Here is a 17,256-nt window from a genome sequence, read left to right as displayed (position 1 = left end):
AGACAGAATTTGAGCAATCACGTGAATGTTGCCGAATAGAATCAACTATCCGTGAACAAACCTGTGCCACCCAAGCTTCCTTAAGTGCGTATAGGGAATTTAAGTATTTAATATTAATACTAATATTTAAAAATCTGAAACCGCAGGCGGCCGTAGCCGCTCTGCAGTTTCAGCCTGAGACTTCCCGTTCACACCTCAACTTCGACCTTGCCGATCGGGTTTGAACAGCACGCCAGAATGTAGCCTGCTGCTATGTCATCCTCGGAGATACCGCCATTGTGTACCATGTGAACTTCACCCGAGGTCTTTTTGACCTTACAGGTGCCGCAAACGCCAAACGTACAGCCCGAGGCAATGTTCAACCCGACCGCGCGTGCCGCAGCCAGAACCGTATCCGTCTCGGCAACCTTGGCAGTGACGCCCGAACTCGCAAAAACGATCTCGGCGGCGCTGTCATCGTCGGGGATGACGTCGTACAGATCGGGTTGATCTGCTTCGGTCTCAACCGGGGCACCAAAGCTCTCCTGATGGTAGTTGTCCATGTCAAAGCCAAGACCCGACAGAGCGTCCCTAACAGCTTGCATGAACGGCTCCGGACCGCAGCAATAGACCTCGCGATCCAGATAGTCTGGGGCCATCAGGCCCAACATCAGCTGGTTGAACTGACCCTGGTAGCCGGTCCAGGGACTGTAGCGATCCGCTTTCTCCACAACAAACTTCAGATCCAGACCCGGCGTCCGGCTTGCCATCTGCTCCAACCGTTGGCGGAAGATGATCTCGGACGGACGCTTGGCGCAGTTGATGAAGACGACATCCAGATCGCGGCCTTCATCCCACATACAGGTCGTCATGGACATCATCGGCGTGATGCCCGAGCCCGCCGAGATGAACAGATATTTGGGGGCAACGCTTTCAGCATTGGTGAACAGACCCGCCGGGCCAATCGCCCGCATCCGCATACCCGGCTGCAGATTGTCCAGCATCCAACGCGTGCCGATACTGTCCGGCTGCGCCTTAGCCGTGATCGTGATGGACCGTGGACGCGATGGGGATGACGAGATCGTATAGGTCCGATGCACAACGCCCCCCGGCTGCCCCGGTGCCGGAATTTCCAGCGTCAGGAACTGACCCGGATGGTAGGCAAACAACGCCCCCGAAGGGGCGCGAAACGTAAAGCTCGCGGTGTTTGGCGTTTCGGGCACGACCGAGACGCATTCCAGCGTCTCGTCATCCTGCCAGATCGAGGCAACAGCGTTCAGATCTTTCATCTCCGTCACTCCGCCGCCATCGTGTTAGGTGCCAGGTGGCGCGCCAGGGTGCTGCAATACCAATCGGTGAATTGCAGAACACCGGATTCCTGGATCCCCGAATACGGCCCCGGCACATAGGCCGGGCTGTTGATGCCCATCTGGTTGTCTTCTACCACGCGGCGATCTTCGTCATTGGTGGCCATCCAAACTTCGGTCAGGCGCTTGACGTCATAGTCGACCCCTTCAACCGCATCCTTGTTGACCAGCCATTTCGTGGTGACTTCGGTCTCGGTCGGGCTGACCGGAGTGACGCGGAAAACAATCGAATGATCAGCCAGGAAGTGGTTCCATGTGCTGGGATAGTGGAACTTCAACAACGTCCCCGCATCCGCAAAGGGCGAACGGCCCAGAAAGCGGCGTACAGCGGATTTGCCGTCCAGAGTATAGCTTTCCGCCCCTTCCTTCAGCGGCATCCGCGCCAGACGGTATTGCCCGTCATCATGCAGATAGAACTGAGACGGCATGCCTGCGGCCTCACACCGGTCGAAGTGAGTTTGCATGAAGGCCGGGGTTTCACCCCCTTCGATACCGGTCACCGAGGGATCATCAGGGAAGGTCCGGCACAGCGAAGGGTGGTTGCCGCCGCAGTGATAGCACTCGCGGTTGTTTTCCCAAACGAGCTTCCAGTTGCCGTTCTCGATGATCGTGCTTTCAAAAGCGACCTTGGCGTTGCTCAGATCATGCGACTCCAGATAGGGACGCGCCTTGTTGGCGAATGTGTCGAAATCAGGCGCTTCATCTGCAAGACAGATATAGACCAGCCCGGCCAATTCCCGGCAGTGAACGGTTTTCAGCCCGTGTTGTTTGGGGTCGAAATCCGGCCCCATGTCGCGGGCCCACAGCAATGAACCATCAAGCTCATAGGTCCACTGGTGATAGGGGCAAACCAGTTTGGGCGAGTTCCCCTTGGCCGCTTTGCAGATGATCGACCCGCGATGGCGGCAGGTGTTGTGGAAGGCCCGGATCTGGTTGTCCGCACCGCGCACGATGATCACGCGATATGCGCCTACATTGTAGGTCACATAGTCGCCTGTTTTCACCAGCTCACATGCCGGAATGGCGAACAGCCAGTCCCGGTAGTGGATGACTTCAAGGTCGGTCTGAAAGACCTCTGGATCTGTATAGAATGCCTGTTCAAGGGCATAGGCCGGGTTTCGACGCGCCAACAGGCTTTGAACGTTGCTCACTTCTGGCTCTCCTGCCGCGCCCCGCGGCTTCGCTTGGGCAGATGACATCAGAGGCCATTCCGGAGCCGCGCGAGGATCACGTCCGAAACCTGTGCCCCCACCGCCACCCGCGGTTTGACATATATGCAAGGCTGGTTTCCGGACTTGAAAGGGGCTTACGCCCGGTTTCGACACCTTCCCGGGATCCTCGTCCCAGTGGTCACCTGTCGAACCTGACCTTTCTTACCGTTGCGGGGGCAGCGCCGGAATTGCACCGGCTTCCCAATTCTCTGCCACCTGAGAATCAGACAGCAGCACCTCACACGCGCAACCTACTCGGAGAAGGACTCGTGGCTGAAAGCCTTGCGACATTTCCAGAAACAAAACAGACATGGTCTGCAAAAATGGAAACCTGAAACAGGGCTGCGTTTTGAGACAAGAACAAAAAAACGGAATTCACCCGTGCTGCGATGTGTCCCACAAATGCGAGTGCATAAAGGGCGCAATCGCAAGTGTCTTGCCCCCCAGCTTTTCAACATATCCTGCGGTAAGCTCTAGCGCCATCCATGCCTCGGGGATCGTCAGAAGGTCCGGATATGGCGTCTCTTTGTCGGTAGGGACAAACCCAAATCGGGGATAGAAAGTCGGAACGCCCAACACGAAGACAGCGTCTGTTCCAACGGATCTCAAGTGGTTGATGCTCGTCTCCATCATCTCTCTGCCAACACCGAGACCTTGATGCTCGGGCGAGACACCGCAGGGCGCCAGAAGACAGCATTTAACGTCCGGGTGATCCTGGAAGACAAACGGGGTGAACATGACATTGCCCGCGATCTGCCCCTCACGCCTTACGCTGATTGAAATCGTTTCCGGATACTCAAGGAGATCTTCGGCGAGTTGAGCGATTTCGTCACCTTCTGCTTCGCCAAAAGCCAGCCTATGCACATTCAAGATGGCATCGGTTTCTGAACGGTCCATGATCCATCCCTATCCTGAGCTAAACAGCCTGCGCCGCGTCATACGGCGCGAAACTACCCGACCGACGCCCCAGATGTCGCATTTGGCGAGCTTCGGCAAGACCAGCCGCTCAGGTCAATATGTTTCTTCGTACAATCGGCAGCGTGCGTCTGTGTCCAGATGTTCGGTTGTCGCGATCTCGGATTGCTTGTGCGCTTGATACACCTCAGCGAAGCCTTTGGGGAACCAACCGGTGACAACCGGGTTGGAAACGAACCGGTCTAGCGCGTCTTCCAAGGTCTGAGGCAAGCGCACCAGCCCCCTTTGGTTCAGTTCTGCGACGTCCAACAGCGAAAGATCTTCCTCGGTTGGAATGGGCGCGGGTAGCCCCTCTTCGATCCCTTGCGCCCCAGCCATGACAACCGCCGCAAGCGCCAGATGAGGCGAAGCTGCAGCATCCGCCGCGCGGTATTCGATGTTGAACTGCCCCGTGATCGAGGCCGGGTCTTTTGCAGTTACAGGACAAATCCGCAAGGAAGCCTCGCGATCGCGGAAACCCAGATTGTTGAAAGCCGCAGACCAACGATGCGGTGTCAGGCGCTCATACGAGATCACCGAAGGCGCAGTCAGGGCCAGGATTGCATCCAGATATTTCAAAACTCCAGCAGCGAAGGCACTCGTCAGGTCCGACATACCGCAGGGCCCGTCTTCGGCGTAGGTCAGCGGCGCGCCTCTATCGTCAACAAAGCTCATATGGATATGGACCCCATTCCCAACGCTCGCGACATCACGAATAGGGGTATAGGTCGCCCGCTCGCCATAGGCCTGTGCAGTCGCATAGGTCAGTTCGCGTACCATGATGGCCGCGTCCGCTGCGCGTACCCCCAGTTCAGGACCGATGACGACCTCATATTGGTTTGGCCCATATTCCTTCATGATCGAATCCGGCTTCAAACCGACCTGACAAATCGCGTTGATCAAGGTCTCGCACAGATCACGCTGCAGGCCAAAGCCCCGGTGACCATAGGCTTCGTTGGCCTGGCTTGGCGGATCTTTCAGCTGGAACTCATGCTCGAACGCAGCCAGCAAATTTGCGCCTGAGACCTTGTGCAGCCGCTCCAGCGCCGCCCTCAACAAACTGCGCGTGCAGAAGTCCCACGGGTCTCCGTCAAGCGTGACGATGTCGCCCATAAGAAAATGCAGACCAGTTTCTTCGCCGAACTCGACTTTTGTCTCGGCCGTGGCGTCCGGGATCAGAAGAAGATCGCCCAGCGCACCAAACGGGCTTTCGGCAATTCCGTCAAAGCAGTTGATCTGAACATTCGTTGGTGTCCACCCGACCCCGCGCTGCAACCGCTTGTTCAGTTGATCCGCCGGAAAGGCCTTGCCCCGTAATTTACCGGCAAGGTCAGAGGTGGCGACAAACATCAAGGGGGTTTTGGGCATCATGGGTTGGGGTCCTGATTGTGGGATCGCATGGCGTCCCAGGCTTCGATGCGGGATTTCGTCTGGTCCCAGTTGTCTTCGGCGATACGCGTCACCAGCGCCTCGGTCACGGCAAGGGCCGCTGTATACGTGTCCCAGAGCGTGCCGCTTTCGATCGGAACTGGCAAGATTTCTGCCGCATGGCGGGATATGGGAGACAGCCATTTGTCTGTCATGAGGACAACGCGAACCCCTCGGTCCTGCGCGGCAGTCGCGGCCAATCGCGCCAGCGCGGGTTGGTAGCGGCGAAAATCGACGAGAAACAGGATATCCGCAGGCTTCATCCGCAGCAGGTATTCCGGCCAGACCTCATTGTTGGCCGGAAGATGATACACGCCGCTGCGGGTTTGGCGCAGGTGAAAGGACAAATGCTGCGCGATGGTGTCACTGATCCGACCGCCCAAGATATAGACATCGCTTTTAGGCTGGCTCAGTACCGAGCATATGCGCTGAAACTGCGCCTCGGTGATGCCTTCTGCCGACAGCGCCATCTGGGACGAGGCGCGCGCGATGAAATCACGTAAGAACCCTCCATCAACACTGCGCCCTTCGCCGTGCAGATCGGTGGGCGAGCGTTGGCCTTCTTTCAATTCCGACAAGAGAGCACGTTGGAATTCCTGATAACCGCCCAGTCCGATCTTGGTGACAAACCGAGAGATCGACGGGGCCGATACCTCGGCCCGGCGCGCGAGTTCCTGAATCGTGACCAAACCCGCATAGGGGTAGTCGCTGAGCAAAGCAGCGGCCAGCTTGCGCTCGCTCGCGGTCATGTTCTCCGCCTTCGCTTCAATCCTCTGCCTAACAAGCAAGCGGCACCTCCTGATCTGAATGGATCGCATGGAATAAAAATTTCAGTCAATCTATTTTTCATTGACTCTGAAAAAACTTGTTCTCTAACGTGGGCCTTATGAACACATCAGCTGCCACCCAAGAACTGCTGGTCGCCGGGGATCCCGACCCGGTGGAATGGGTGAATCGTGACAGTGATGCAAAGATCGCGCTGCTCTGCGAACACGCCGGACGCGCGATCCCGAAAAAGCTGGGCAATCTTGGCGTCTCGGAAGAGGTGCAGGCCAGTCATCGCGGTTGGGATATCGGAGCCGAGGCTGTGGCCCGGCAATTGGCTGACCTCCTACGGGCACCTTTGATCTTGCAGCGCTATTCCCGCCTTGTGATTGATTGCAACCGCCCGATCGAGGCACCGGACTCAATTCCGCCAAACAGCTTTGGAGAGCAGATCCCAGCCAATCTGAACTTGACCGCTGCGGATCGCGCAGCACGTCAGCGCGAGATCATGGCCCCTCTGAACGGTGCCATTGAACATATGCTGGACCGGGCACCGCGTGTACTTGCGGTGTCGATCCACTCCTTCGCCGCACAGGTCGATGGTGAGACGCGACCTTGGCACGCTGGATTTCTGACCCGCGTTGACCCGAAAACGGGACAAGCCGCCATCGACCATATCTCATCCCTACGTCCCGATCTGCATATGGCGTTGAACCAGCCCTATCAGATCGAAAGTGAAAGCGACTGGTTCATACCGCGTTTCGCCGAACCGCGCGGACTGGCACATTCGCTGGTCGAGATCCGCAATGACCTGATCCGCGATACAAAAGGCGTCGAAGATTGGGCGCAGCTTCTCGCCGAAGCCTTTACCCGGATATTGGAGACCAAGACGTGACCTTGACCCGAAATGTTCCACTTATCCCATCGCAATCCGCGCTGTTGTTCATTGACGTGCAGAACTATTCGGCACACCGGGAAGGAGCCGAATTCAAAGACCTGCCTGAGGCCGAATTCAATGAGAAATACGGCTGGTTTTTCGATCAGCTAGACACCCGCGTGATCCCGAACATGCAGGCCATACAGGCCGCCTGCCGCACTGCCGGCGTCGAGGTCATGTATACCAATATCGAAAGCCTGACACTCGACGGGCGTGACCGGTCACTGGACTACAAGATTACGGGTTTTCATGTTCCCAAGGGCAGCTGGGAGGGAAAGGTCATTGACCAGATCGCACCCCAAGGGGATGAGATCGTACTGCCGAAGACGTCTTCTTCGGTGTTTGTGTCCACGCATGTTGACTACATCCTGCGTAATCTTGGCGTTCGTCAGGTCGTTTTGTCCGGTCTTTTGACGGATCAATGCGTCGAAAGCGCCATCCGGGACGCGTGTGATCTGGGCTACCTTGTCACTCAGGTCGAAGATGCCTGCCTGACCCATACGCAGGATCGGCACGATAGCTCTCTGCGCGCGATCAAGGGTTATTGCCGACAAGTCACTACAAAAGAACTGGTCGAGGAATTGGCCGGTGCTTGATCTGAACAGCATCACCAAGACCTTTGGCGGGGTCCACGCCGTTGAGGATGTGACCATGTCCGTCGCACCGGGCGAGGTGCGCGGCCTGATCGGCCCCAATGGCGCAGGCAAGACGACGCTGGTCAACCTGATCTCTGGCCTGCTGACCCACTCGGCAGGCAGCCTTTCGCTGGATGGCGAGCCACTGGACAACCTGCGCGCCCACGAACGCGCGGCGCGCGGTGTGGCGCGGACGTTCCAGAACCTGCGGGTCTTTCCAAGCCTCAGCGTCGCGCAAAACATCGACGTCGCCCGCTATTCTGGCCGCGGCGCCGAAATTGTCGAGGCCGCGATCCCCGAGTTCGGACTGTCAGACAAGCTCAACCAAAATGCCGGGTCGTTGGCATATGGGCAGCTTCGGCGGTTAGAGATCGTTCGCGCGCTGGCCCTGAACCCGCGTGTCCTGATGCTGGACGAACCCGCCGCTGGGATGAACGAACAGGAAACGGAAGCTCTGGGTAAGTCACTGACATGGGTGCGGACGCATTCGGACTGCGCGATTTTGGTGATCGATCACGATCTGAAATTCATCATGTCGCTCTGTGACAAGATCACTGTTTTGAACATGGGCGCCATCATTGCCGAAGGCGCACCCGAAGAAATAACCAAGAACCAAGAGGTTATCGACGCTTATCTTGGCGAAACCGATGAACGTGCCGCGTGACGCAGGCGGCTTTCAACAGGAGAACAAGTATGAAGAAGTTGACCCTTACGACTCTGACCGCCATGAACCTCGCCCTACCCGCGGTCGCTGAAGATACGATCAAGATCGGACTGGGCGTACCGATGACAGGTGATCTGGCCATCTACTCCGAATACCTGGGCGCGCGCTGTATGGCCGATATGATCAACGCCGACGGTGGTGCTGGCGGCAAGCAGATCGAAGTCCTGGTGCAGGATTCCGCAGGCGACACGCAGGCCGCGATCTCACTGGCTCAGAAGTTTCTCGACGAAGGCGTTGTGATGCTGGGCACCACGCCGTTCTCGGACACGATGATCCCGGTGGCTCAGATCGCCCAACCTTACGGCGTTTCCATCTTCCAGCCGCAATCCACGCAGGTCGAGATGCACGCGGGCATCGTGGACAATTTCTTTACCGGCGTCTCGCCTGATCCGTTCACGGCAACGGCAGCTGCCAACCATGCGCTCAGCGAAGGGGTCAAGAACGTGGTTCTACTGACCTCGGACGAAGGCGGGTCGTGGTCCGCGCGTACCCCGCTGTGGTTCGGTCAAGTGATCGAAGAGGGCGGCGGCAAGGTGCTGGCTAAGATGAATTTCAGCTTTGGCACATCGGACTGGTCGCCTCAGATCGCGGACATGAAAGCACTGGGTGAAGAGATCGACGCCGTTTATATTTCGTCGATCATGCCCGATATTGGTGTGCTGGTTCGACAGCTGCGCAGCGCGGGGATCGACGCTTGGGTGGTCGGCTCGGACGGGTTTGACGATCCATCGCTGGATGCTGTCGCGGCTGATGATCCTGCGATTCTCGACAAGGTGTTCTTTGCCACGCTGGCCCCAAGCCACGACGAAAGCGCCGTGGTCAAGTTCATGGCGGACTGCAAGGATTTGGGCCACGATGTGCCCGGCTTGTTCCCAGCCACCGGTGCCGACACAGTCAAGGCCGTTGCCTGGGCGGTCGAAACCTCCGGCAGCAGCGACCCGGCGGTGATTGCGGAAACGATCCGCACGGCCGAGTCGATCCCGGTTCTGACAGTCGACAGCATTTCGTTCAAGGATACGAAAACCTATGCCCAGCGCACGATCCCTGTGATTGGCTACAAAGATGGCAAGCGGGTTCTGATCTCGAACGAAATTCCCGAAAACACACCGAAAGACTGGAACTGAGCCAAAAGACGGGGGCGGTTCAAGCCCTCGTTTCCAATCCCATGCTGAATGTTGAAAAACTAATAGTTTCTCACGGTCCGATCGAGGCCGTGCACGGCATCTCTTTCGCCGTGGACAAGGGCCGCTGTGTGTCCTTGCTAGGCCCCAACGGCGCGGGCAAGACCTCGACCATCTCGGCGCTGATGGGGGTGGTCAAGTCCTCGGGCCGGATCACTTTTGACGGGGCCGATATCTCGGCCCTGCCTGTAGAAGCCCGCGTGCAGGCGGGTATGTCAGTGGCGCCAGAAGGACGGCGGATCTTCTCGAATCTGAGCGTCGAGGAAAACCTGGTTCTGGGCGGTGCCACGCGTTCTGACCGCACGGCCAAGGACGCCGATATCGCCCACTGGCTTGAGACCTTTCCAATCCTTGGCGAACGCAGAGACCAACCGGCTGGCACCTTGTCGGGCGGTGAGCAGCAGATGCTGGCAATTTCCCGCGCCTTGATGACACGCCCCAAGATCCTGCTGCTGGACGAACCCAGCCTAGGTCTTGCCCCCAAGATCGTAAGCCAGATTTTCCAGATGATCGAACAGCTGAAAGCGCAGGGAATGACGATCCTGCTGGTTGAACAGAACGCAACGCAGGCGCTGCGCCTGTCGGACTACGCTTACCTTTTGAACAACGGGCGGATCGTGGCCGAGGGGACGAAGGAAACACTGGGCCAGAGCAGCGCGCTTATGGCGGAACTGACGGGAATCGCCTGACATGGAATACGTGGCCCAGCAGATGATGAACGCGCTCGCCTTTGGTGCGGAATATGCGCTGATTGCACTCGGTCTTGCGATTGTCTTTTCGATCATGGGGCTGGTGAACTTTGCCCATGGTGAGGTGATCGCGGTTGGCGGCTACACAATGGTAGCCTTTGCCGCACTGGCACTGAACAACCCGTTCATCGTGATAGGCGGAGCGATCGCCGCTGCGATCCTGATGTCCCTTCTGCTTGAACGCGTTGCGTTTCGACCCGTGCGATACGCAGACCCAACCACCGGCCTGCTGACCGCCTTTGGTGTCTCAATCATACTGCAGAACGTGTTTTTGCTTGCGGTCTCACCACGCCCCGTGGCGGTGACGTCTCTGTATTTCCTCGACTGGCCCGTGCAGCTTTTAGGCGTTCAGGTATCTTCCCTTCAAGTGTTCGAGGCAGTGACGACGGTACTGGTGATCGTCGGGCTGATGCTGTTTCTCAAACGCACAACACTGGGTCTGGCCATGCGCGCCGCCTCGCTGGATTTTGAGATGGTCCGCATGGTTGGCGTCAAATCCAACAGGGTGTTTGCGGTGGCCTTCATGGTGTCGGGCCTACTGGCCGGGCTGGCCTGTATCTTCATCATGGCGCGCCGTGGATCGGTTGATCCGCATCTGGGGTTCAACCCGGTCCTCAAGGCCTTTGTGGCCTGCGTCGTCGGAGGGTTTGGCAGCCTGCCCGGAGCCGTGCTGGGCGGCTTTCTTCTCGGCGCGATCGAGGTCGCCATGCTAGTCCTACTGCCGCAGGAATATGGCGGCATGAAAGACGCCTTTGTCTTTGGAATCATAGCCCTCGTTCTGGTCTGGAGGCCGGATGGCATCCTGTCGCCCCCGACTGAGAAAGGGGACAAGATATGATCCTGAATCCCAGTCAGAAACGCGGGTTGGTGGGTGCTGCGATCCTGGCCGCCGTATTGATCGCGATTGGGCTGATCGTGACCTATTTCGGCTCTCGCTATCAGCTTCGGCTGGTATACAGCGCCTACGTGAACTTATTGGTCGTTCTGGCCATGCAGGTGTTCATGGGCAATGCGCGCCTGACCAACCTTAGCCACAGTGCCTTCATGGGGATCGGTGCCTATGTGGCCGCGATTTGCGTGACGCCGGTGACGGTCAAATCCATCTCTCTGCCGGATGCGCCTTGGGGGTTGAATGCCTTCTCGTTGGATCCGGTCAGTTCGGCGCTGCTTGCCATTGTGATCACCGCGGTTCTGGCCCTAATCGTCGGACTGTTTGTCGTGCGCCTGACAGGGTCTGGAGTGACCATCTTTTCCCTTGCCGTCCTGGTCATCGTGCATTCTGTATTCCTGTACCGCACCGACATTTTCAAAGGAAATCAGGCGTTTTTCGGCATTCCGCAGGTGTTCTCACTGACGTCTATAGTAATCTTGTCCGTATTCGTTGTGTTCATCGTGCGCCTGTTTCGCGAAAGCCGTTGGGGCATCCAACTACGCGCCTGCGCCGATGATGAGGTCGGAGCCGCCGCAATGGGCGTGAATATTCGCCGGTTACGCCTGATTGCCTGGGTCCTGTCAGCCATCCTGCTTGCGGTCGCCGGGATTGCTTACGCCTATTTCCTTGGCACGATCAGCGCACGGCCCTTCTATTTCAACCACGTCTTTCTGACACTCGCCATGCTGATCCTTGGGGGAATGCGGACAGTCACAGGTGCGGTTCTGGGCACGCTTCTGATCTCGTTCGGGTTGGAATGCGTGCGATGGCTGGAAACCGGCCCGGTCTTGCTGGGCATCGACCTGCCCGAAGTGCTCGGCTTGTCGGGTATTGCACTGGGAACGGTCATCGTACTGACCATGGCCCTGCGTCCCGGAGGGATCATGGGTGATCAAGAAATCGAAGACCTGGTTCTGAAAAAACAGGAGTAAGTCATGGGTTGCAACCACACCATCCACAAACACAACCACCATTTCGGATGGGACAACTCCATCGAACCCGTCCTGAGCGTCGACCCCGGCGAGACGGTCGAGGTCGAAACCATCGACAGCTCGGGCGGGCAGTTGAGCGCCTCCTCGACCGTGGCTGACCTGGGTGCACTGTCCTTTGACGCGGTCAATCCGGTCACGGGGCCGATCCACATCAAAGGGGCCGAGCCCGGCGATACAGTTGCCGTGACCTTTCTGGATTTCAAACCTTCGGGCTGGGGTTGGACCGCCAACATCCCCGGTTTTGGCCTGCTGACCGATCAGTTTCCCGACGCGGCGCTTCATATCTGGAACTATGATTCCACCGCGATGACCCCTGCTCTGTTCGGCCCGGGCGGGAAGGTACCGCTCAAGCCGTTCGTCGGCACAATCGGCCTGGCGCTGGCCGAGCCGGGCTTGCACTCCGTCGTCCCTCCGCGCCGGGTCGGCGGCAATCTGGACATCCGCGACAATTGCGTGGGGACAACGCTTTACCTTCCCGTCGAGGTGGCGGGCGGGATGCTGTCTCTGGGGGACACCCACGCGGCACAAGGCGATGGCGAGATTTGCGGCACCGCCATCGAAAGCCCTATGGACGTGGCGATCAAAATCGACCTTCTCAAAGGCGAAAACCTGCCCTACCCCCGGTTTGAAACCAACGGCCCCGTCACCCGCCATTTCGATACCTCCGGCTACAACGCGACGACAGGCATCGGTGAGGATCTCATGCAGGCCGCCCGCGATGCAGTGGCGGGTATGGTCGACTGGATCTCGGCCACGACGGGGATGTCAGCGCTTGATGCTTACATGCTCTGCTCGGTCTGCGGCGATCTGCGCATCAGTGAGATCGTGGATATCCCGAACTGGACGGTCTCATTCTACTTTCCGAAGACCGTTCTGAACTGAAGAATGCTGCAACTCCTGAGTGTCGGAGCTATGCGGTCGATGTCGGAAGCCGTCAGCCGTTCAAAATACGTCCGCAAGTAAGCGATCTTTTCAGTAGGTGTTCTTCGGCCTCGATTGTTTCGCTATCGTGACGACTGCGTCAAGCGTCTGACGAGCGGTTCACTTGCCCATTTTGTAGTGCGCCATAAACATGGCGATGCAATCGTCCATTACGCCCTTGGTGGTCGGGTTCTCGCCCAGGAAAAACTCCGGCCAGAAGAAGAAGTTTTTGACAAGCCCCAAGAGCTGGTTGGTCGCGAAGACCGGATCGGCTTTTCGGATTACGCCAGCGTCCATGGCTTCGCCGATCAACTGCGTCATCGGGTAGTCGTGCATTTCCGTCTCCGTGAAGAATTTCCGAGAGCGATCGAGGTCGCGGATCAGCTCAGAAAGGACCATGCGGTTTAGTCCGATAGCCGTCTCTTCCGTTATGACCGCAGTGTACCGCCACAGAGCATCTTTCAGCTGCTCAACGAAGTCACGACTTGGGTCATAGGCAACCGGCTGCATACTCCGGTTCTGCTCCAACATGATTTCTGAGATTGCTTCGAAGAGGGCCTCTTTGCTTTCGAAGTGGTTGTAGAGCGTGCGACTCGAAACATTTGCTTTTTGGGCGATTGAGGTCGTCCTGGCCCCCAGAAATCCTTGTTCTCGAAACTCATCGATGGCTGCATCGATGATATCTTTTCTTTTCTTTTCAGTACGTTTCACGGATTTCGCCTCAAAAAGTAAAAAAGTTTGTTTACAAATTTCACCCACTCAACATAAGTAAACAAGACGATTTACTTTAGCAAGGTGCAATCCTGCTCGACCTCGAAAGGACCCAAACCATGACCTCCGAAACTTTCATCGCTGGCAAAAACGCAGTGACCATTAAATCTTTTGGCGTGGATTTGGCCGGTGATCTCTACCTGCCCGAAGGTTTTGATGAGACCAAGACCTACAAGGCCATCGTGGGAGCCAGCCCGTTTCCGCAGGTCAAGGATCAAATACCCGCGACCTACGGCCCCGAAATGGCGGCACGTGGCTTCATCTATCTCGGCTTCGACTATCTGGGCATGGGCGATAGCCCCGCGCTGCCCGGTGAATTCAAACAATCGCGCTACAATTTCCGCCTGATCGAAAACACCTGGGACGCGGTTTCGTACCTGGGTACGCTACCCTTCGTCGAAAAAATCTTTGGCCTGGGCGTCTGTCAGGGCGGTCAAACCATTGCATCGGCAGCGGTGACAGACCACCGTATCAAGAAAATCGCTATGGTGTCGGGCATGATGGCCTCGGACGCGTTCCAGTGGACCGACCGCGAAATGGCCAATCAGATGATCGACGCAGCAAATGCCTCGATGCAGAAGCAATATGAAACCGGCGAGCCAGACTACGTTGCACCGTTCGGCTTGAACGACGAAATGTCTCGTGAAGAGTTCACTGAAGCGGCCGCCTACCCAGACATGGCTGGCGAAACCTATGACTATTACGGCCGTGATGGTGCTAAGGGGCCGGTTGCAGTTCCCAACTATACCAACATGCACATTGCTGATCAGCCCATGCAGTCTTTGTTCTCAATTTGTGAAGCCTATGCGGACAAAATCGTGCAACCCTCGCTGACCATCTACGGTACAAATGCCTCCACAGCGATCTGCTCGACCGCATTTGTCGAGAAACTGACCAATGACCACAAAGAGCTGGCGTTTGATGAATTCAGCCACGTAGACTTTTATTACAAGCCCGAGGCTGTGAATGCGTCGACCGATGCAGTGGCAGAGTTCTTCAACAATTAACGCGATGGAGTGCTTCGTTTGATTTGGTCCACCGTTCTGTTTGAGAAACGGTGGACCGCGAATGTCGAACAAGAGACACAAGCAAGAGGAAATAGTTCAGAAGCTGCCGCAAGTTGACGTGCTAGTCAGTCAGGGAATGATGCCTACAGATGCGATCCGGGCAGCTAGCCAATATTCTGTTTTTGGTACAAAACTCGCGGGATTTCGGTGTCTACTTCCCAACTCGCACATAAAGGTCTCGGCGATCAAAGACCCGGCGCCATTTCTTCGCTAGAAACCCAAGAGTTTCGGATTGTGGGCGCAAATGACCTTGCGTATGGGCGACAATACTAACGAGATGGGTTCTTATTGCCTTGTGGTTCACAACGGGTTTCGCGCCCTCACCTCAGCCACATTTCGAATGACCGCAGCTTCTGCACGTCATGCAACCTTCGATCATCACCATGTCAAACTGCCCACAGGACGGGCACGCCTTACCACGTGGTTCATCCATGTTGACCACCTGCGCCTGAGGGTCCGACTTCAGCCCCATCCCCTCTCCCTCAAGAAAGCCTATGTTGACCATGTGCTGCTCGATCACCCCGCCAATCGCTGCCAGGATCGAGGGGATATATTTGCCCTTCACCCAGGCTCCACCGCGCGGGTCGAACACGGCCTTCAGTTCCTCGACCACGAAGGACACATCCCCACCCCGCCGGAAAACGGCCGAGATCATGCGGGTCAGCGCAAGTGTCCAGGCGTAATGCTCCATGTTCTTCGAGTTGATGAACACCTCGAACGGACGGCGGCGGCCTCCTATGACAATATCGTTGATCGTCAGATAGATCGCATGCTCACTGTCGGGCCATTTCAACTTGTAGGTCGACCCCTCTAGCGACTGAGGGCGGTCCAGCGGCTCGGACATGTAAACGACGTCACCGCCATCGACCTCATGCGGTGCAGCCGCGCTTTCACCCGGCGCCGTGTCTGCACTTTCCGATACGGTCAGAACCGAGCCGGTCACATCATTGGGGCGATAGGTCGTGCAGCCTTTGCAGCCCTGATCCCACGCCTGCATATAGACATCCTTGAAAGCATCAAAACTGATGTCTTCAGGGCAGTTGATCGTTTTCGAAATCGAACTGTCGATCCATTTCTGCGCCGCGGCCTGCATCTTGACGTGATCAGACGGAGACAGCGTCTGCGCATTCACGAAAAACTCCGGCAGGTCCTTGTCTCCGAACTTGTCGCGCCACATCTGCACGGCATAGTCCACCACCTCTTCTTCGGTGCGCGAGCCATCCTTCTGCAACACCTTACGCGTGTAGGCATAAGCAAAAACCGGCTCGATCCCCGACGACACGTTCCCAGCGTAGAGAGAGATCGTGCCCGTCGGCGCGATCGAGGTCAGCAAAGCGTTACGGATCCCATGCGCGCGGATTTCATCGCGCACATCGTCATCCATCTGCTGCATCGTGCCGCTGGCGAGGAACTTCTCGGCATCGAACAAGGGGAACGCCCCCTTCTCCTTCGCCAATTGCACCGACGCCAGATACGCGGCGCGGGCGATTGCGTGCAACCAGCGCTCGGTCTGACGCGCCGCCTTGTCAGAGCCATAGCGCAGGCCCAACATCAAAAGTGCATCCGCCAGACCTGTCACACCCAGCCCGATGCGGCGCTTGGCCTGCGCCTCGGCCTCCTGTTCGGGCAGCGGGAATTTCGACGCGTCCACCACATTGTCCATCATACGCACAGCCGTGGCGACCAGCTCTTTCAGAGCGTACTCGTCCAGATGCGCGGAGTCTTCAAAAGGCTCAGCCACCAACCGGGCCAGATTGATCGAGCCCAACAGGCACGCGCCATAGGGCGGCAAAGGTTGCTCGCCACAGGGGTTGGTTGCGGCAATCGTCTCGACATAGCTCAAGTTGTTGGCCGCATTGATGCGGTCGATGAAGATCACGCCCGGCTCGGCATAGTCATAGGTGGCCTGCATGATCTTATTCCACAGGTCCCGCGCCTGAACTGTGTGATAGACCTTGCCACCGAACACCAGCTCCCACAGGCCGTCGGCCTTGACCGCCTCCATGAACGGGTCAGTCACCAGCACCGACATGTTGAACATGCGCAGACGGGCCGGGTCGGATTTGGCGGTTATGAACTGTTCGATATCCGGGTGGTCGCAGCGCATCGTCGCCATCATCGCCCCCCGGCGCGAGCCTGCGGACATGATCGTCCGACACATGGCGTCCCAAACGTCCATAAAGCTCAGCGGACCAGAGGCGTCCGCTGCAACCCCTTTCACATCCGCCCCGCGTGGGCGGATGGTTGAGAAATCATAACCGATCCCCCCACCCTGCTGCATGGTCAGCGCGGCCTCTTTCAGCATATCGAAAATGCCGCCCATGCTGTCGGGTACGGTGCCCATGACGAAGCAGTTGAACAAGGTCACCTGTCGCGCGGTCCCAGCGCCTGCGGTGATGCGACCGGCGGGCAGATATTTGAAATCCTCCAGCGCGGCGTAGAACTTTTCTTCCCAATGGGCCGGGTCAGCCTCAACCCGCGCCAGATCGCGCGCGATACGTCGCCAGCTGTCTTCGACCGTCTGGTCGATGGGCGTGCCATCCGCCTGTTTAAAGCGGTATTTCATGTCCCAGATCTGCTCGGCGATGGGGGCGGCAAAGCGGCTCATTGGCGATTCCTATTCAGCTGCGAGGCATACAAGATA

16 protein-coding genes and 1 riboswitch are annotated in these 17,256 nt (G+C 57.5%); of the genes, 9 read left to right on the top strand and 7 right to left on the bottom strand.

What is annotated here, in order from left to right:
- Positions 1 to 188 precede the first annotated feature (188 nt).
- The 5 genes from ACR3FB_RS03635 to ACR3FB_RS03615 form a co-directional block, all read right to left on the bottom strand.
- Entirely contained in the window at positions 189 to 1,268 is a 1,080-nt protein-coding gene (locus tag ACR3FB_RS03635) for an FAD-binding oxidoreductase (RefSeq protein WP_480564211.1), read from the bottom strand.
- Positions 1,269 to 1,273: 5 nt separating this feature from the next.
- On the bottom strand, positions 1,274 to 2,545 hold the full coding sequence (locus ACR3FB_RS03630; protein WP_480564209.1) for an aromatic ring-hydroxylating oxygenase subunit alpha: 1,272 nt from the start codon (positions 2,543 to 2,545) through the stop codon (positions 1,274 to 1,276).
- A 64-nt stretch (positions 2,546 to 2,609) separates the two neighbouring features.
- Positions 2,610 to 2,813, bottom strand: a riboswitch (cobalamin riboswitch).
- A gap of 119 nt (positions 2,814 to 2,932) precedes the next feature.
- On the bottom strand, positions 2,933 to 3,454 hold the full coding sequence (locus ACR3FB_RS03625; RefSeq protein ID WP_480564206.1) for a GNAT family N-acetyltransferase: 522 nt from the start codon (positions 3,452 to 3,454) through the stop codon (positions 2,933 to 2,935).
- A 114-nt stretch (positions 3,455 to 3,568) separates the two neighbouring features.
- Entirely contained in the window at positions 3,569 to 4,879 is a 1,311-nt protein-coding gene (locus tag ACR3FB_RS03620) for a type I glutamate--ammonia ligase (protein WP_480565850.1), read from the bottom strand.
- On the bottom strand, positions 4,879 to 5,757 hold the full coding sequence (locus ACR3FB_RS03615) for a MurR/RpiR family transcriptional regulator (protein WP_371811947.1): 879 nt from the start codon (positions 5,755 to 5,757) through the stop codon (positions 4,879 to 4,881). Before ACR3FB_RS03615 ends, ACR3FB_RS03620 begins: the two co-directional genes overlap by 1 nt.
- 68 nt (positions 5,758 to 5,825) lie before the next feature.
- Between ACR3FB_RS03615 and ACR3FB_RS03610 the strand changes: the two genes are divergently transcribed.
- Genes ACR3FB_RS03610 through ACR3FB_RS03575 form a run of 8 tightly spaced genes read left to right on the top strand, consistent with a single transcriptional unit; the run spans position 5,826 to position 12,735 of the window.
- The gene (locus ACR3FB_RS03610; RefSeq protein ID WP_480564203.1) at positions 5,826 to 6,599 is read left to right on the top strand and encodes an N-formylglutamate amidohydrolase; all 774 of its coding nucleotides are present in this window, start codon (positions 5,826 to 5,828) and stop codon (positions 6,597 to 6,599) included.
- The gene (locus ACR3FB_RS03605) at positions 6,596 to 7,237 is read left to right on the top strand and encodes a cysteine hydrolase family protein (protein WP_480564200.1); all 642 of its coding nucleotides are present in this window, start codon (positions 6,596 to 6,598) and stop codon (positions 7,235 to 7,237) included. Before ACR3FB_RS03610 ends, ACR3FB_RS03605 begins: the two co-directional genes overlap by 4 nt.
- Positions 7,230 to 7,940: an ABC transporter ATP-binding protein gene (locus ACR3FB_RS03600; protein WP_480564197.1), complete on the top strand. Its 711-nt coding sequence runs from the start codon at positions 7,230 to 7,232 to the stop codon at positions 7,938 to 7,940. The genes ACR3FB_RS03605 and ACR3FB_RS03600 overlap by 8 nt, the downstream gene beginning before the upstream one ends.
- Positions 7,941 to 7,969: 29 nt before the next feature.
- Positions 7,970 to 9,124: an ABC transporter substrate-binding protein gene (locus ACR3FB_RS03595; RefSeq protein WP_480564194.1), complete on the top strand. Its 1,155-nt coding sequence runs from the start codon at positions 7,970 to 7,972 to the stop codon at positions 9,122 to 9,124.
- Positions 9,125 to 9,165: 41 nt separating this feature from the next.
- The gene (locus ACR3FB_RS03590; RefSeq protein ID WP_480564191.1) at positions 9,166 to 9,870 is read left to right on the top strand and encodes an ABC transporter ATP-binding protein; all 705 of its coding nucleotides are present in this window, start codon (positions 9,166 to 9,168) and stop codon (positions 9,868 to 9,870) included.
- A 1-nt stretch (position 9,871) separates the two neighbouring features.
- Complete coding sequence (locus ACR3FB_RS03585; RefSeq protein WP_170492416.1) at positions 9,872 to 10,768, top strand: branched-chain amino acid ABC transporter permease; 897 nt, start codon at positions 9,872 to 9,874, stop codon at positions 10,766 to 10,768.
- A complete protein-coding gene (locus ACR3FB_RS03580; protein ID WP_480564187.1) occupies positions 10,765 to 11,793 on the top strand; it encodes a branched-chain amino acid ABC transporter permease in 1,029 nt (342 codons plus the stop codon). Before ACR3FB_RS03585 ends, ACR3FB_RS03580 begins: the two co-directional genes overlap by 4 nt.
- Positions 11,794 to 11,796: 3 nt before the next feature.
- On the top strand, positions 11,797 to 12,735 hold the full coding sequence (locus ACR3FB_RS03575; protein WP_480564184.1) for an acetamidase/formamidase family protein: 939 nt from the start codon (positions 11,797 to 11,799) through the stop codon (positions 12,733 to 12,735).
- A 159-nt stretch (positions 12,736 to 12,894) separates the two neighbouring features.
- Here ACR3FB_RS03575 and ACR3FB_RS03570 read toward each other — a convergent pair whose 3' ends face one another.
- Positions 12,895 to 13,485 carry a TetR/AcrR family transcriptional regulator gene (locus tag ACR3FB_RS03570; protein WP_480564181.1) on the bottom strand — a complete coding sequence of 197 codons (591 nt, stop codon included), beginning with the start codon at positions 13,483 to 13,485 and terminating at the stop codon, positions 12,895 to 12,897.
- 119 nt (positions 13,486 to 13,604) lie between these two features.
- Between ACR3FB_RS03570 and ACR3FB_RS03565 the strand changes: the two genes are divergently transcribed.
- A complete protein-coding gene (locus ACR3FB_RS03565; RefSeq protein WP_480564178.1) occupies positions 13,605 to 14,552 on the top strand; it encodes an alpha/beta hydrolase in 948 nt (315 codons plus the stop codon).
- 385 nt (positions 14,553 to 14,937) lie between these two features.
- Here ACR3FB_RS03565 and ACR3FB_RS03560 read toward each other — a convergent pair whose 3' ends face one another.
- Positions 14,938 to 17,220, bottom strand: coding sequence for an adenosylcobalamin-dependent ribonucleoside-diphosphate reductase (locus ACR3FB_RS03560; protein WP_480564174.1), 2,283 nt, complete (start codon positions 17,218 to 17,220; stop codon positions 14,938 to 14,940).
- Between the last annotated feature and the right edge of the window lie 36 nt (positions 17,221 to 17,256).

The organism is Ruegeria sp. AO1 (genome assembly GCF_056535985.1).
The sequence above is the reverse complement of the archived record's forward strand: the minus strand, read 5'-3'. Positions and strand labels throughout refer to the sequence as shown.

Coding starts and splice junctions, on each gene's coding strand:
- ACR3FB_RS03635 (WP_480564211.1), bottom strand. CDS start 1,268: ATGAAAGATCTGAACGCTGTTGCCTCGATCTGGCAGGATGACGAGACG.
- ACR3FB_RS03630 (WP_480564209.1), bottom strand. CDS start 2,545: ATGTCATCTGCCCAAGCGAAGCCGCGGGGCGCGGCAGGAGAGCCAGAA.
- ACR3FB_RS03625 (WP_480564206.1), bottom strand. CDS start 3,454: ATGGACCGTTCAGAAACCGATGCCATCTTGAATGTGCATAGGCTGGCT.
- ACR3FB_RS03620 (WP_480565850.1), bottom strand. CDS start 4,879: ATGCCCAAAACCCCCTTGATGTTTGTCGCCACCTCTGACCTTGCCGGT.
- ACR3FB_RS03615 (WP_371811947.1), bottom strand. CDS start 5,757: ATGCGATCCATTCAGATCAGGAGGTGCCGCTTGCTTGTTAGGCAGAGG.
- ACR3FB_RS03610 (WP_480564203.1), top strand. CDS start 5,826: ATGAACACATCAGCTGCCACCCAAGAACTGCTGGTCGCCGGGGATCCC.
- ACR3FB_RS03595 (WP_480564194.1), top strand. CDS start 7,970: ATGAAGAAGTTGACCCTTACGACTCTGACCGCCATGAACCTCGCCCTA.
- ACR3FB_RS03590 (WP_480564191.1), top strand. CDS start 9,166: ATGCTGAATGTTGAAAAACTAATAGTTTCTCACGGTCCGATCGAGGCC.
- ACR3FB_RS03585 (WP_170492416.1), top strand. CDS start 9,872: ATGGAATACGTGGCCCAGCAGATGATGAACGCGCTCGCCTTTGGTGCG.
- ACR3FB_RS03580 (WP_480564187.1), top strand. CDS start 10,765: ATGATCCTGAATCCCAGTCAGAAACGCGGGTTGGTGGGTGCTGCGATC.
- ACR3FB_RS03575 (WP_480564184.1), top strand. CDS start 11,797: ATGGGTTGCAACCACACCATCCACAAACACAACCACCATTTCGGATGG.
- ACR3FB_RS03565 (WP_480564178.1), top strand. CDS start 13,605: ATGACCTCCGAAACTTTCATCGCTGGCAAAAACGCAGTGACCATTAAA.
- ACR3FB_RS03560 (WP_480564174.1), bottom strand. CDS start 17,220: ATGAGCCGCTTTGCCGCCCCCATCGCCGAGCAGATCTGGGACATGAAA.